Here is a 13,803-nt window from a genome sequence, read left to right on the forward strand (position 1 = left end):
GGCACTATACTTTTTAAGATTTTAATTTGATAAGATAATTTTAAAATAAATACACAGATGGAAGCAAATGGAAATTTTTTAACAGCAGCCAAATTTAGGCTTGAGATTAGTGGAATAGATGAGCTTCTGTTTCAAGAAGTTCAGCTTCCAGAGCGAGAAGTTGAAACAGCAAAAATACAAGGCGCAGTAAATGAGTATGAAAAGGAAATTCCTACCAAAAAGACGCTAGGTAGAATGACAACAAAAAAACTTGTTCCTTTTGGTTTGCCAGACTCTTATATCGATGAATGGCACGATCAAGTATTGAAACTACCACGCCAAGCGTACGCTCGTTTTGCTGTTTTGGTGCAGTTGGCTGCCGACGGAAAAACACCTGTCAAAACCTATGACTTAGGAGAAATATTCCCAGTTAAAATTTCGCCTGATAATTTGGTGCGTACTTCTGGCGACCTTTTCTACGAAACTATAGAATGGTCAATCAGCCGTTTGACAGTATTAGGAGTTTAATTTATTTCAGAATATTTCAAAAGAACAATATAAAAAATGAATACAAAAATATATAAACTCCAGTCAGGTGTTGAGGTAGAAAGTGAATTTATTACAGGGAATCATTTAGAAATTTTCTCTAAGCAAGGCACAAAGAATAACAAAACAAAAATGCTCCTTGCTCTTGTAAAAAAGATAGATGACAAAACGAATATTAAGTTAGAAGATATTCAGAAGATGCCTGTAAACGATGTAACGGATTTGATGATTCAACTTCGTATAGATTGTTATGACCCAGAAATTAGCTTTACTTTGGAATGGGAAAACGCACAGAAAAATAAGTTTAAGCACGAACATGTCATTGAACTTACAGAAGATTTCTTTGATAAAAAAGCTCCTGAAAAACTGGTAGCTTCTTATGATGAACTAGATTATCAATACGAAGTTGAGCTACCTGTTTCTAAGCAAAAAGTACGTTTGAATCTTCTTACACAAGGCGACTTAGATAAGTTGGGAGGAACAGTGGACTTACAAGATGTGCATTTGAATACACTTTTGGAATGGAGAAAACCAGTTTTGATTGTAAAGGACAAAGATTCGTCTGGTAAAGAAGTTGAAAGACCTATGAAGTGTAATTTAAAAAAACTCATCGCAAGAGACTTGTCTTTCCTTCAAAAACAAGTCAATCTAAAAGAAGGAAAAATAAATACTTCACATGAGTTTTCGCATCCAATTGAAGACCTTGCTTTTCTACCAAAACAGACTGTCGATATTGTAAATTCAATAGGTTTTTTGTTCCCTGCTCTGTAGAGGAATTAGATGAAGCGTGGTTTGCACTAAGTTATGGAGGACCACCAATAACCCTAACAGAGTTTTATAATTTAGAGGTAAAAAGAATAACTCGCTTTATAGATTTATTAGAGAAGCAAAAAATGAAAGAGTTAGCAGATTCAAAAAGTTAAACTAAATCCTTATGTGATTTTACAGCGATAAATTTGATAAAATGTTCGTTTGTAGGCTTAGATAAGGATTTTTTTATGTGACGGCTATGTGATTTTGATAGAATAAGAAAGGATGTTCCCGACACAGATGTCGGGAACATAAAAGAGAATTGAGAAAATAATTTGATACGATAAAAAAAGAAGAGATAGATGAATGCAGCTTCGGTTTTGGGAATAGGTTTAGTCTTTACATTAAAAGATGAAGTTTCAAATGCAGCAAGTAAAATGACACAAAAGTTTAAGCAATTGGACTATGTGTCTTCTGAAACGGCTGCAAAAATGGAATCTTCATTGAAAGGAATCGGTACAGGTTTTAAAATGATGGGAGCTGGGGCTGCTATATTAACTCCCTTTGCTATTGCTGTAAATACAGCCTCTAAATTTGAAGCTCAAATGTCTAGCGTAAAAGCAGCTACAGCTTCGTCAGCAGAACAAATGGAATCTATAAAAGAGGTTATTATGAAAGCTGGGCAAGAAACAAAGTTTTCTGCCTTAGAGGCTGCTCAAGGTTATGAAGAACTAGCAAAGGCAGGAGTAAAAGCAGATTTAATAATGACAGGAGGACTCACAAGCGCATTAAACTTAGCTACAGCAGGAAATATAAGAGTTGCAGATGCAGCTATATTAGCTGGAGGAGCTATAAATGCTTTCAGTAAAGAAACTTTAGATGTTACTGTTGTAGCAGACACTTTAGTTGGTGGTGCAAATTCAGCGGCCACAAGTGTTTCTCAATTAGGTCAAGCACTAACACAGTCAGGTGGTATAGCTTCAGCAGCAGGTTTGGGGTTTAATGATACTATTTCAGCGTTATCTGTAATGGCAAATAATTTTCTTGTTGGGGGTGACGCAGGTACTTCATTCAAAACAATGCTTGCTAGTTTACAACCACAAACCAAAGCAGCTCAAGCAGAATTTGAAAAATTAAAGCTTACTATAAATGGTCAAAATCAATTCTTTAAAGATGGTAAAATAAAAGGAATAGACCAAATAGCACAACAACTACAAGATGCTGTTAAAGGCAAAACCGAAGAGCAAAGTTCTGAGATATTTCGTCGTTTATTTGGCTCTGATGGTGTTCGTGCTGCCTTAGCGTTAGCAAAAGAAGGCGCACAAGGAATTGAAAAAATGAAAGCTCAAATGGCTACTTTTAGTGCTGCAAAAGTAGCTGAGGAAAAGCTAAATAACTTCAATGGAGCAGTAACTATTCTAAAATCTAATCTTGAAACATTTATGATAAAAATAGGTAGTAACTTCTTGCCTATTTTAAAATCTTTTGCCGAAAGAGTTACATCTGTTGTACAATCTCTTGCTGCGTTTTCAGATACAGGATTTGGACAGTTCGTTATAAAATTAGCTGCTAGTATTGGAGTGGGTCTAGTAGCACTCGGAGGTTTTGTATCGGCTTTTCATACTGTAAAATTTGCAATGATGGCAATCCAACCTGTTTTGGTAATGTTGAAAGGAGCTTTTGTATCCACCTTGATTCCTCTATTGCCATATATTGCAGTAGGTGCTGCCGTAGCTGGAGCAATTTATGGAATGGTAAAAGCATATCAAAGTTTTACAAATGTATTGAAAGGTAATACAGCTCCTGCAAATGGTTTCTTAGGTCTTATGCAGAAAATTGGAGGAGCTATTCACGCAGTAATAGCCATTTGGAAATCAGCAACCAATGAAGGATTTACTTTAAGTGGGGAATTATACGAGGCTTTACAGTCTGTTGGTTTGGGAGAATTTGCATTAAATATCGGTACTTGGATTGTTCGTATAAAAGCATTCTTTGGAGGAGCTGCCGAACGCTTTCAAAATCTTAAAAATGTATTTGGTTCTGTTTGGGAAGCCTTTGGAAGAGTTGGCGAAGCGTTCAGTCCTATTATTGATTTGTTAGCCAAGGCAGGGTTTTCTATTGATAAGTTAGGAGGAGATGTAAGTACATTTTCTAATTTGGGCAAAATAGCTTTCGAAGTGGTTATTTTTCCAATCCGTGCCATCGCTACGGCATTAGAGCTTGTGGCTAACTATGTAACTTTTGCTTTAGAAGGATTTATCATATTCTATAACTTTGTTACCAATACATTTTCTCAAATAAATGGATATATAGAGCAGTTTAAAGGAGGCTTTATTTCCCTTCCTCAACTCTTTGGTAAAATAGGAATGGCAATTACAACAAACTTATTAGAAGGAATAAAAGCAAGTTGGTCTTCTATTACAAGTTTTTTAGTCAATTCTTTAAAGGCATTACCAGGGGGCGAGGCTGTTGCTTCTTATTTTGGAATTGGTGGAGATACTGGAGAAGGAAAAGCAAAACAAGCTGCTATCAATCAAACTGGATTGGCAGGAAGTGGAGTTTCTGATAATACAACTTCGCCAAAACAGGCGAATACTTCATTCAAAAAGAAGGTAGATAATATTAATAATGCTTCTGTGCAAAAAGAACAAACTCAAAGACAAGCAACGCAGATTATGCAGGAAGCTGTTCAATCAGGACAGTCTGTTTCTAGTGTGGCAGCTCAAAAAGCACCTATTGTAAATGTAAGTGTTGAATTGGATGGAGAAAAAATACATAAGAATATAACTGAACGCACGGAACTAGACGATGCTAGAAGTTAGACCTACTTAGACGTGTTTTAGACGTAAAATAGACCTAAGTTAGACCTAAAAATAAATCATTCTTTCTTCGCCAAAACAGTAACCATTCGCACGATGTATCGTGTACAGTAGTGTAAATTTAAAACGAACTTATTAAATCAAAACTTATGTTACAGCAATTAGAGGCTAATAAAATGAAAAAAGAAGAAATTTTTGAAATCATAATTTCCAATCCAAACCGAGCACATTTTTTACTTGTCAGAACTGAAGAAATGAATGAAAAGTATAGAGAAGCTGCAAGTGAATATGAATTACCAAAATGCCCGACTAGCAAAGATTTTTTAAAGCAAACCCAATACGGATTATTCAAAACTTTTATCTACTAAAAAACTATGCAGACTTTAGAAGTTACAGAGAGAGAACATAAACTTATCAAATTAGCTCTACAACTAGCAGCTGAAAAAAATAGAGAAATAGCCACCTTATACTCTAAACTTACGATTGATAATCATCCACAAGCTAATGGCAAAAAACAAATTCTTGAGAATTTGTATGAGTATGAAGATTTGTTGGATAAACTTAATAAGTAAAATCAAAAGCATAAAAAAACGCATTTACCTTCTCCAGTAAATGCGTTTTGTTTGTTTATATATTTGGCTTAAGTAATCTTGGATTAAACTAAAAGCCTTATTCCTTTTCTGTTATTATCTAACTTCAAAAAAGATAGGTGGATTTAAAGTCCATCTAGTCTTTTTAAAAATTGAGTAGTATTCCTACGCTTTGTCATTGCTATCTGATTGCAAGTTTGAAGCGATGAATATCCGATTTGATTTAGATAAAAACCGAAAGGGATTATAGTTCCTTGATAAATCCGTTACGGTAATTGCTTTTGTAGGGTTTGCTAGATGATACCGACTGTGCAAATCTACAGCGTCATTATAAACTATTCTTGCATCATTTCTACTAAAACCTGCCATATTGGGAGAGTAAAAATCACATTTTGAAAGGTCAAAAATATCTACTGTGCCTTCATCTTGAAGTCGTGTTTTTTCTTTCTCTTGAGCAACATTGAGAATAACTTTTTGAGAAGTTTCCTTATCTGGAAAATCATCTTCAAAGTCGAAGGAGAACAAAGGAGTTGCAAAAATCAGCAACATAAAAGCGAATAGCAAAAATTTGTAATTTTTCATACTGGTTGAAACTGGGTTTATATTAAAAATTCTTCTTTTCTAAAACCAAATATAAAAATTATAGACCACTTATTTATTGATTTTTCAATAAAAAGCTGATTATTTTGTAAATTTGGTAAAAAAAAGTTTTATAATTTGAAATTATAGTAATATGTTGGCGAAAATAGAGAAAGCGAGATTACAAGTTCAACTGGATGAAGTAGAAGTGATTGAAGAGCATGATGCTTATGTTTGGTATGAAGATTTAGAAAAAATACTTAAAAGTAAGACTGTAAAATGGTTCAAGTTTTTTGCAGGTAAGAAAGTAAAAAGAATACTAGAAATTGCTGATAAGATAGTAGGCTTAATTGCATTTATACAACACATAGGAGGTTGGGAAAAATTCAAAGCTGTTATCCTGCAAATCATTGAAATTGGAGGAATAGACGAAACAATAAAGAAACTGGAAAAGAAATAAACAAATGCAGCACCAATTATCGGCAATAGACGGCTCAATCTACATCTTAGAATTAGCAGAACCTTTTGGAAGACTTGAATTACAAGAAGTTCCAAAGGAAATATCAAAGCAGCGCACAGGAAACTATGCAGCGATTGATGTTCCAGGGCGCAATAATCCATTGCACCATTATACAGGTGGTAGTGATAATTTTTCTATGTCTTGCCAATTTGTCTATGATGGAAGTGGAGAAGATACAGTATTGAGAGATATTAATTGGCTAGAGAGTTTAATGGCAAATGACTCTTATAATGCGCCAACACGAAGAGTAAAAGTGATTTTTGGTAATCTCTTCGCCAACAAAACTTATATTGTAAAAAGCGTAGATTCTAAGTTTACAGATTTTGACAACAAGAACGGTTGGAGAAGTAGAAGAGCAGAAGTAACTATTTCTTTTGCCTTAGATATGGACAGGAATAGAAGTATAAACGACATAAGACAATTTTGAGTATGGCAACAGAAAAACCAATCCGACTACACGAGAGTAATTTATACGCAGGTGGTTCTTTGATAATCTTCGAAGATGGAAGACGTATTTTGGAAACAAAAGAAAGAACTCCAACGAAAAACCTACAATTCCAAACGCACTTAGTTGTGGCAGGAGATAAAATAACTATTCTAGCCCACAAATATTATGGTTCTCTTGTGGAACAAGCTAAAAATTACTGGCACGTTATCGCAAACGCAAATAATATGGAAAAGCCTTGGCTATTGGATGAATACATCGGACAAGAAATTATTATTCCAGATATTCAGCAATGGAAACTATCATAAAATAAAAAAGCCCTCATAAAACGAGGGCTTTAAACACCTAAAAACTGTGAGCTCACACCAAAAATACACAAATGAACTACATCACAAACATAATGAATTAATAGCTATTTTTTGATAAAAATTCAATAAAAATCATTATTTTTGATAAAAATACTAATTTAAAACATTTTTATTGAAATTTTATCAATGAATGGAATCGTAGGTTCTCCTTTTTATAAAATATTTATTGCTTCAACAGGAGAAGATATAACTTCTCGTGTCGATAGTTTTTCTTACGAGAGAAATATTGAAAAAGATGATATATTACGTATTTCTGTAACATTGAAAAATGTTTTTGAGCTTGATGAGGATTGGCTTGTAAGTGGAAAAAAACTCAAGTTTTATTTTGGTTATATCGGTGGGGTTCAAATTGAACCTAGGGTAGCAGTAATTTCAGATTCTAGCTCTCCTTATGGAGATGTTATAAAAGTAAAAATTGACGCTACCGATGTTGGACAGTTTATGAAAGAAGAATTTTCTAATAAAATTCATAATAAAAAAACACTATCAGAACTCGTTCAAGAAATTGCTGATAAATATTCCTACAAAACGGAAGTTCTAAAGACTAGAAAAAAGTATTCATATCTACCACAGGCGCAAAAATCGGATTTTGATTTTCTATCGCAACTAGCTAAAAAAGAAAATCTTGTGTTTAGAGTTTCTGGGGAAACATTGGTCTTAGAGAAGAGAAACCTTTTGAAAGATTCGATAAAAACTTATACATGGGGAAAAGATATAATTTCTTTTAATCCCAAAATAAAATATACTAAGCAAGATAGTTCTTCTCAAAAAATCACTTCTTATTCAATAAATCCTCAAACGAATGAGATTCAAAAAAGCGAAGCTAAAAGTGATGATAAGGATAAAGAAAAGCTAGGAGAGTATGAAATAAAAGTAGATGCAAACGGCAACGAAAGAAAAGTATTTCCTATTAAAAAAACAGAATCTGAAACATCGGAAGATGGAAAATTGATTCAAGGTTCTATTGACAAGTCAGAGAATGATGGATTGGTTAATAGAATTCAAGAAGACAAATCATTATCAAATGTTACTGCTACACTAGTCGTTGTGGGCAATCCTCTCTTAGAAGAAAATCAAGTCTTGACGATTGCAGGAGTAGCAAAAAAACACGAAGGAAATTGGAAAATTATATCTGTAAAGGATAGTATTGTTGCAGGAGATTATTATAAAACTACCTGCGAACTAAGAAAAAATGCAACGAGTAAGTCCGTAACGAATGTACAACCTGATAAGGCAAGTTCGAAAAATCAAGAAGTAAATAAAACACAAGGGAGTACGGTAGTAAACAAGGCGCAAAGTGAGGTCGTAATTTTTGACGAGAATGGAAAGCGAATAAAAAATGAATAAAAAACTCAAAAATGAAATCCAAGAGCAAGGTCTTGAGAAAGGAGGTAGATTTTATGGTTTGTATCAAGGAATTGTTATTGATAATCAGGACCTTGAAAAGCGTGGTCGTTTAAAAATAAAAGTACCTTCTGTTTTTGGAAATCAAATTTTTGAAGATTGGATTTATGGAAAGTCTATTTTTAATGGTAATGATATTGGAATTTGGTCTATACCATCAAAAAATAGTGGTGTTTGGATTAGCTTTATTAATGGAGATCCAAAAATGCCTATTTGGGAAATGGGTTGGTTTTCAGATAAAGAAATTCCAAAGGAGTTTAAAGAACGTTATTTGGATGGAATATCATTGAAAAATGACAGAATATTTATTCAATCAAAAGAAGCCAGTATAGAGCTTTTTGAAAATGGAAAGATTGATATTATCAGTAAAGCTGATATTTCTATTAATTCAAATGGAGGTAAAATAGAAATCAAGAATGGCTCTCAAAACTTGAATAGTTTATTGAATGAACTAAAATCTATTGTTTTAGGATTAAAAGTTACAATGGGAGGCTCTCCCATTAGTGATAATCTTCTACCAGATACTGTAACAAGATTGAAAAGCTGGGGAATAAAAGTAAGTAAATTATTAAAATAAAATGAGTGATAAAATAACAGGTACTGGTTTAGCATTTCCTCTGCAAGTAGATTCTGCTGGGCGTTCTATCTATGTATCTGGACAAGAACTCATCAATCAATCTCTTGCTATTATTCTCTTGCAGCCAACAAATGAGCGTTTTTTTGCGCCTGAATTTGGAGTGCGAATAGAAAAGCTAAGATATGAGCCAAACGATACTATTTTAGAAACGCTTTTAAAAGAGTTTATAGTAGATGCAGTAGAGTTTTGGGAAAAGCGAATCCGAATAAAAAACGTGCAGTTTGAAAAGCAAGAGCTTCCTCAAAATGCAATCAAGTGCATAATCAGCTATCAAATACTGGGCAGCAATGAAGAAGGGATTTATGTTTATCCTTTTTATCGTGAAATTAATATTTAAGGAAAATGGCAATAACTGATAAAGAAATTGAAGTAAAATGTAATATCCAATCACTACATTATCGAATTCTTGAAGCAATAGACTTTTTTTGCAAAGAGAAAAATAATGAAATCACATACGTTGAAATTGATGCAGCTTTGATAGAAGTTCTTTCTAAGAATCGTCAATATCAAATAAAAGGTTTAGTTAAGAAAAAGGAGCAAGAAGGAATTAATAAAGCGAAAGAATAATTATGAACTTAAAGAGCTGGTTGAAGAGGAGAGTCAGGAAAGTAATCATACTGAAAATAAATAAGTTTGATAATACAATCCAATATAGCTTATTAGTATTTCATAAAGTTATTTTCACTGTATCACAATCAAAAAGTAAATATTGGTTTCGTGTTTTTGGTGCAGGTATAAGGATAAAATCAAACAAAGAACCTTTACTTTTTTCTGAAAGAAATGGTTATAAAAAATTCTTGAGAATAGGAAAGTATAGAGTTTCAATGTTATAGATATTTTGATACGATAAAAAGACAGTTATAATAAAATGAGCAAGAAAAATAAATGGGTAGGTTATTCAGACAGAAGCCAAGAACAGACAGTAAATAGTGTTCTTGCAAAACTCCCTATAAAACTACCAAGTCATACCGACCACTCTGAAACAGATCCTTTACGAGCTATGCTTGATGTTTGGTCTGGCATTGCCGAAATGCTTGGGTATTATATCGATGAACAGGCAAGGGAGAGTTTCTTGGTAACGACTACCCGTTATAAAAATGTAGTCAAGTTTGCTAAGATGGTTGGTTACCGAATAAAAGGTGTTATTCCTGCTTCAGTAGAACTTCGTTTTTACTTTGAAAATCCATTGCCATCTGATGTACTTATTCCCATCGGAACAGAAGTACAAACGATAGATGAAATTATTTATACCACAACAGATAATCTTACTATTCTAGCAGGAGAAACAGAAGGCTTTATAGATGCTGTGCAGCAAATAGATTTTACAAATATTTCAGTCGGAACTTCGGACGGCACAACATCTCAAACATTCGAACTCATTGAAGAAATCGTAGATGGTTCTGTTTCAGTTTTAGTTGATGGAATTGGTTGGACCTCTAAAGATTCGTTCTTGAGGTCTTTCCAAACAGATAACGATTTTGTGGCAGGAGTTGGACAATCTCGTAAGATGGAAATTGCTTTTGGAGATGCTGTAAAAGGATTTATTCCACAGGTAGGTTCTGAAATCACGGTCAATTATGCAGTTTCTCAAGGAGTCGCAGGTAATGTATCTGAAAATCAGATTACCGATATTATTTCTTCCATTACAACACCTTCTGGATTTGTATTAAAGGCTACTAATCCTGATAGAGCCTCTGGAGGTGCAGATATTGAGAGCTTAGAAGATTTACAGCGTAAAATACCAATATTTATTCGCACACAAGATAATATGGTAACGCCTAGCGATTACAGTGACGTTCCTTTATTAGCTGCTGGTGTAGGAAGTGCAGGGCATTTTTTTGACTGTGGGAAATACGTAGATATCTATATCTCTCCTTTAGGTGGAGGAACAGCGACACAAACTTTACTAGATAATGTGGCTAACTTTCTTGAGCCAAGACGAATGATGACGACAAAAATTACAGTTCGAAGCGCAGGTGTTTTACAAGCAAAAGTAAAATTTGCTATTCAAGTGCGTTCTAATTTCGTTCGTGCTGCCGTAGTCGCTGCTGTAAAAGAAAATATATTGAGCTTTCTTTCTGCTGCTACCCAAGTAATCGGTGGCAAAGTAAAAATAAATGATTTGGTAGAGGTTGTCGAAACGACAGAAGGTGTAGATAGTTCGGATACAATTTATTTTTATGTAGAACCCTATGCTAGACCACTTCTTGAAAATACAACAGAGCTGATTTGGAATAAATCTTTGACAGAGTTTTCCTCTGAAACTATAAAATGGACAATTACTTTTGTTTCTGCCACTTCATTTAGAGTTTCTAAAAATGGCGTTTCAATCGGAACTACTACGGTAGGTACACCTATTACTCAAAATGAAGTTGAGTTTACCATTTTACCAAATCCAGATTATGCACTTGGTAAGAAGTGGGAGTTTTATACCTACCCTTATTCTAATAACTTATCATTGAAAGAACCATCTATGGTGTTAGCCTACGCCAATGACGTTCTCATAGATTCGGAGGGGGGAATATAATGAGTAATTACTGGGGGAGAAATATATGGGAATACTTTGGAATTGCTTATGATAAAATCGATAAGCAGGGCGTGGTTGATGCAGATGGAAAAGGAGAACTAGAAAGATTCAATGAAATTATAGGAGAAGATATTGATGATAACATTGAACCTTTGCTAGATGCCTTGATAGACAATACAATGTTAGCAGATACGATGTATGATAAATTTGTTGCTCTTTTTGAGACAACAATAGGAATGACAATGCGACTAACAAATGGTATTGATTTGAGAAAAAAAGTTTTAAAAATAGCTTTTCAGTTGTATAAAATCAGAGGAACGTCATTAGGGTATGAAATTCCTTTACGTATGCTTGGTTTTGATAGTGTAGAGATTGTAGAATCTTGGGTAATTTCTTCATTAGATTCTCCTCTCACCTTAGATGATACAGTACGTAGATTAGATAGTGGTGGTAGATGTCAGAGTTGCTCTGGATATGAATTGAGATTGACAGGAAATATAGAGCTGACGGAAGAAATAATGAGAGCCGTCGGAGAAGTGATAGAGTTCAATGAACCTATCAATGCACGGCTTACGGCATTATTATATAACGGAAAAGATGCGCTTTCTAGCTTGATTCGTTTTAGTATAATTAATACATATTTATTTTATGAAAACCTTTCTCTTTATGATGTAGATTTTGTGATAAATAATAGAGGAGAATTGGTAGCAGAAGGGGCTGATGCAAATCGTTTTGAGATTAGAAATGGAGATATTTATTTGAGAGTAATGTGATAATGATAAAAAAATGGCAGATACTATAAATTTAGGGCAAATTACAGGAATATGGATAAGTGAAGAAGAGCCTGTTCATAAAAATGTATTGTGGTTAAAAACAATAAATCCTCTTACAAATGAAAAAGCAGGGTTTATTTGGAATGGCATTGAATGGATAAACATACAAGGAAAGGGTTTTGACTGGAAAGGAGAGTTTAGTTTAGTTACAAATTACAAGAAAAACGATATTGTTTTATTCAACACTTCTCTTTATATCAAACGTACAGATATTGTAAATAACCTTGAAAACCCAGATGAAAATTCAGATTTTGAAGTCTTTCTGCCGAATATAGACCTTCTTTCTCTGTCTAACTTTTGGGAATTTTCACAAAGCTACAATTCAATATCCACAAAACAGCTTTATACAACTAAACAAACTATAAATGTTCTCGGCTCAAATCCTATTCAAGCTGTTAATTTAGATAATGGCTCTTATATAATATTAGATTTGACTGGAGCTAGTGGAATGCTAAACTTATACTTAAATAATGGAAAGCTAGGAGCTACTTATTGGATACAAGTTATTCAAGCTAGTACAAAATTAGATATTTCTATAACAAATGAAGGTCGTTTTGATGGAGGAACTGGTAGCACAATTATAGGAGTGGACAATCAAGACTATGTAATTATACCATTTCACACAGGAACAGGCTTTATACTTAATGTAGCTAACCTAACCTAACTTATTAATATGCTTTACTTTAATCAAATCGCTAGTAAGAGAGATTATAATTCGATACTATTAGATGGAGTAAACGATTACTTTTCTTGCAATGTTGATACTCTAAACACAACCTCGCCATTTTCTTTTTTTACTAGAATAGAGATTACGGATAGGTCAGAGAGTACAGCAGTTAGTACATTAACAGCTTCTGGGAGAACTGGTTTTTACTTCTTTACAGGATTAAATGTTTTTGGATTTCCTGCAGACCATATCGTTTTTACAGTATATGCTGGTAATTACCGTGGTGGAATAAGCACTTTTTTACCTTTAAATACACCTGTTAATTTACACTTAGTTTCAGATGGAGGGGGAGCAGATATAAGTAATTTTAAGATTTATGTGGATGGTGTAGAGGCTAGTGTGATAAGAAATGGCTTTATTCCTAGTGTAACTCTACCTTCGTTAATATCAAGTAGGACATTTACAGATAGCTCTTCATTGGGTAGATACTTTACTGGTAAAATTTACAATCAATCATTAGTAAATTACACTAAGACACTTCTAGAGATTGAATCAGATAATAATAATAATAAACAATCGCTGGATTTATTGAAAGGGAACTATATGTATAATATAGAATTCGATAAACCTCCAAGCACAACAACTTTTCAGACAGAAGAATCAAATCCGAAAACAGTAACTATTTATAGATAATTTAATAAACTGAAAAAATGGTAACAATATTAGATAAAATAGAAATATTAAATACTAAGTATGGTAGTAAAGACAAGTTAGTTAGTCTTTTAGATATATTACAAACAAATATAGCTCACTCTATTAGAGATGAGCCAAAGCCAATTCCTCCATTAAAGAAGAAGGTTGAAATGGAGAAAATACAACTAGTTTTAGAAAGAGACGATGAAAATTATTTACTTACGAAATCGTGCTATGATAAAAGACAACTGTTTGCACAACGAGTTCTTAATAATGATAAAGAAATAAAAGAAATTACCTACAGTTTGCTTGTCTCCACAAAAGATGTTCATACACATAATAGCGAAGATGATTTAAAGAGGTTTTTGACTGAACTTGTAAATGAAATTGCAAGAGTTTCTGTTAGTGAGACTGGTGCAGTTATACCAAAAGATGAAGAATTATAA

General features: G+C 33.4%; 18 protein-coding genes. 17 read left to right on the forward strand and 1 reads right to left on the reverse strand.

The features are described 5' to 3' along the window. The first annotated feature begins 57 nt into the window (after positions 1 to 57). From WAF17_RS16370 to WAF17_RS16390, 5 genes are all read left to right on the forward strand, one after another. Entirely contained in the window at positions 58 to 507 is a 450-nt protein-coding gene (locus WAF17_RS16370) for a phage tail protein (RefSeq protein ID WP_338761840.1), read from the forward strand. Positions 508 to 543: 36 nt separating this feature from the next. Then, the gene (locus tag WAF17_RS16375) at positions 544 to 1,296 is read left to right on the forward strand and encodes a hypothetical protein (protein ID WP_338761842.1); all 753 of its coding nucleotides are present in this window, start codon (positions 544 to 546) and stop codon (positions 1,294 to 1,296) included. 341 nt (positions 1,297 to 1,637) lie between these two features. Then, on the forward strand, positions 1,638 to 4,097 hold the full coding sequence (locus WAF17_RS16380) for a phage tail tape measure protein (protein ID WP_338761844.1): 2,460 nt from the start codon (positions 1,638 to 1,640) through the stop codon (positions 4,095 to 4,097). A gap of 146 nt (positions 4,098 to 4,243) precedes the next feature. After that, positions 4,244 to 4,462 (forward strand): hypothetical protein, encoded by a 219-nt coding sequence (locus WAF17_RS16385; protein ID WP_338761846.1) that lies wholly within the window; start codon positions 4,244 to 4,246, stop codon positions 4,460 to 4,462. A 6-nt stretch (positions 4,463 to 4,468) separates the two neighbouring features. After that, entirely contained in the window at positions 4,469 to 4,666 is a 198-nt protein-coding gene (locus WAF17_RS16390) for a hypothetical protein (protein ID WP_338761849.1), read from the forward strand. A 183-nt stretch (positions 4,667 to 4,849) separates the two neighbouring features. Here WAF17_RS16390 and WAF17_RS16395 read toward each other — a convergent pair whose 3' ends face one another. Further along, a complete protein-coding gene (locus WAF17_RS16395) occupies positions 4,850 to 5,266 on the reverse strand; it encodes a hypothetical protein (protein WP_338761851.1) in 417 nt (138 codons plus the stop codon). 151 nt (positions 5,267 to 5,417) lie between these two features. On the opposite strand from WAF17_RS16395, the gene WAF17_RS16400 reads away from it, so the two are divergent. From WAF17_RS16400 to WAF17_RS16455, 12 genes are all read left to right on the forward strand, one after another. Continuing rightward, positions 5,418 to 5,723, forward strand: a complete 306-nt coding sequence (locus tag WAF17_RS16400; protein WP_338761853.1) for a hypothetical protein — start codon at positions 5,418 to 5,420, stop codon at positions 5,721 to 5,723. 4 nt (positions 5,724 to 5,727) lie between these two features. Next, on the forward strand, positions 5,728 to 6,210 hold the full coding sequence (locus tag WAF17_RS16405) for a hypothetical protein (RefSeq protein ID WP_338761855.1): 483 nt from the start codon (positions 5,728 to 5,730) through the stop codon (positions 6,208 to 6,210). Positions 6,211 to 6,212: 2 nt separating this feature from the next. Next, positions 6,213 to 6,536, forward strand: coding sequence for a hypothetical protein (locus WAF17_RS16410; RefSeq protein WP_338761857.1), 324 nt, complete (start codon positions 6,213 to 6,215; stop codon positions 6,534 to 6,536). Positions 6,537 to 6,722: 186 nt separating this feature from the next. Beyond that, entirely contained in the window at positions 6,723 to 7,943 is a 1,221-nt protein-coding gene (locus tag WAF17_RS16415; RefSeq protein ID WP_338761860.1) for a hypothetical protein, read from the forward strand. Then, positions 7,936 to 8,577 carry a phage baseplate assembly protein V gene (locus tag WAF17_RS16420; protein WP_338761862.1) on the forward strand — a complete coding sequence of 214 codons (642 nt, stop codon included), beginning with the start codon at positions 7,936 to 7,938 and terminating at the stop codon, positions 8,575 to 8,577. The genes WAF17_RS16415 and WAF17_RS16420 overlap by 8 nt, the downstream gene beginning before the upstream one ends. A gap of 1 nt (position 8,578) precedes the next feature. After that, complete coding sequence (locus WAF17_RS16425; protein WP_338761864.1) at positions 8,579 to 8,974, forward strand: GPW/gp25 family protein; 396 nt, start codon at positions 8,579 to 8,581, stop codon at positions 8,972 to 8,974. Positions 8,975 to 8,979: 5 nt separating this feature from the next. Further along, entirely contained in the window at positions 8,980 to 9,204 is a 225-nt protein-coding gene (locus tag WAF17_RS16430; RefSeq protein WP_338761867.1) for a hypothetical protein, read from the forward strand. 301 nt (positions 9,205 to 9,505) lie between these two features. Beyond that, complete coding sequence (locus WAF17_RS16435; RefSeq protein WP_338761869.1) at positions 9,506 to 11,164, forward strand: baseplate J/gp47 family protein; 1,659 nt, start codon at positions 9,506 to 9,508, stop codon at positions 11,162 to 11,164. Further along, positions 11,164 to 11,937, forward strand: coding sequence for a hypothetical protein (locus WAF17_RS16440; RefSeq protein ID WP_338761871.1), 774 nt, complete (start codon positions 11,164 to 11,166; stop codon positions 11,935 to 11,937). The genes WAF17_RS16435 and WAF17_RS16440 overlap by 1 nt, the downstream gene beginning before the upstream one ends. Before the next feature lie 13 nt (positions 11,938 to 11,950). Then, entirely contained in the window at positions 11,951 to 12,661 is a 711-nt protein-coding gene (locus WAF17_RS16445) for a hypothetical protein (protein WP_338761873.1), read from the forward strand. Between the two features lie 9 nt (positions 12,662 to 12,670). Then, a complete protein-coding gene (locus WAF17_RS16450) occupies positions 12,671 to 13,357 on the forward strand; it encodes a hypothetical protein (protein WP_338761876.1) in 687 nt (228 codons plus the stop codon). Positions 13,358 to 13,374: 17 nt separating this feature from the next. Then, positions 13,375 to 13,803, forward strand: coding sequence for a hypothetical protein (locus WAF17_RS16455; RefSeq protein WP_338761879.1), 429 nt, complete (start codon positions 13,375 to 13,377; stop codon positions 13,801 to 13,803).

It is taken from the genome of Bernardetia sp. ABR2-2B (genome assembly GCF_037126435.1).
Lineage (GTDB): Bacteria > Bacteroidota > Bacteroidia > Cytophagales > Bernardetiaceae > Bernardetia.

What these genes read in the sequence shown, in the direction of transcription:
- WAF17_RS16380 (WP_338761844.1), top strand. Translation starts at nt 1,638, where the DNA reads ATGAATGCAGCTTCGGTTTTGGGAATAGGTTTAGTCTTTACATTAAAA.
- WAF17_RS16430 (WP_338761867.1), top strand. Translation starts at nt 8,980, where the DNA reads ATGGCAATAACTGATAAAGAAATTGAAGTAAAATGTAATATCCAATCA.
- WAF17_RS16435 (WP_338761869.1), top strand. Translation starts at nt 9,506, where the DNA reads ATGAGCAAGAAAAATAAATGGGTAGGTTATTCAGACAGAAGCCAAGAA.
- WAF17_RS16405 (WP_338761855.1), top strand. Translation starts at nt 5,728, where the DNA reads ATGCAGCACCAATTATCGGCAATAGACGGCTCAATCTACATCTTAGAA.
- WAF17_RS16450 (WP_338761876.1), top strand. Translation starts at nt 12,671, where the DNA reads ATGCTTTACTTTAATCAAATCGCTAGTAAGAGAGATTATAATTCGATA.
- WAF17_RS16445 (WP_338761873.1), top strand. Translation starts at nt 11,951, where the DNA reads ATGGCAGATACTATAAATTTAGGGCAAATTACAGGAATATGGATAAGT.
- WAF17_RS16410 (WP_338761857.1), top strand. Translation starts at nt 6,213, where the DNA reads ATGGCAACAGAAAAACCAATCCGACTACACGAGAGTAATTTATACGCA.
- WAF17_RS16425 (WP_338761864.1), top strand. Translation starts at nt 8,579, where the DNA reads ATGAGTGATAAAATAACAGGTACTGGTTTAGCATTTCCTCTGCAAGTA.
- WAF17_RS16400 (WP_338761853.1), top strand. Translation starts at nt 5,418, where the DNA reads ATGTTGGCGAAAATAGAGAAAGCGAGATTACAAGTTCAACTGGATGAA.
- WAF17_RS16440 (WP_338761871.1), top strand. Translation starts at nt 11,164, where the DNA reads ATGAGTAATTACTGGGGGAGAAATATATGGGAATACTTTGGAATTGCT.
- WAF17_RS16385 (WP_338761846.1), top strand. Translation starts at nt 4,244, where the DNA reads ATGTTACAGCAATTAGAGGCTAATAAAATGAAAAAAGAAGAAATTTTT.
- WAF17_RS16370 (WP_338761840.1), top strand. Translation starts at nt 58, where the DNA reads ATGGAAGCAAATGGAAATTTTTTAACAGCAGCCAAATTTAGGCTTGAG.
- WAF17_RS16420 (WP_338761862.1), top strand. Translation starts at nt 7,936, where the DNA reads ATGAATAAAAAACTCAAAAATGAAATCCAAGAGCAAGGTCTTGAGAAA.
- WAF17_RS16455 (WP_338761879.1), top strand. Translation starts at nt 13,375, where the DNA reads ATGGTAACAATATTAGATAAAATAGAAATATTAAATACTAAGTATGGT.
- WAF17_RS16395 (WP_338761851.1), bottom strand. Translation starts at nt 5,266, where the DNA reads ATGAAAAATTACAAATTTTTGCTATTCGCTTTTATGTTGCTGATTTTT.
- WAF17_RS16375 (WP_338761842.1), top strand. Translation starts at nt 544, where the DNA reads ATGAATACAAAAATATATAAACTCCAGTCAGGTGTTGAGGTAGAAAGT.
- WAF17_RS16390 (WP_338761849.1), top strand. Translation starts at nt 4,469, where the DNA reads ATGCAGACTTTAGAAGTTACAGAGAGAGAACATAAACTTATCAAATTA.
- WAF17_RS16415 (WP_338761860.1), top strand. Translation starts at nt 6,723, where the DNA reads ATGAATGGAATCGTAGGTTCTCCTTTTTATAAAATATTTATTGCTTCA.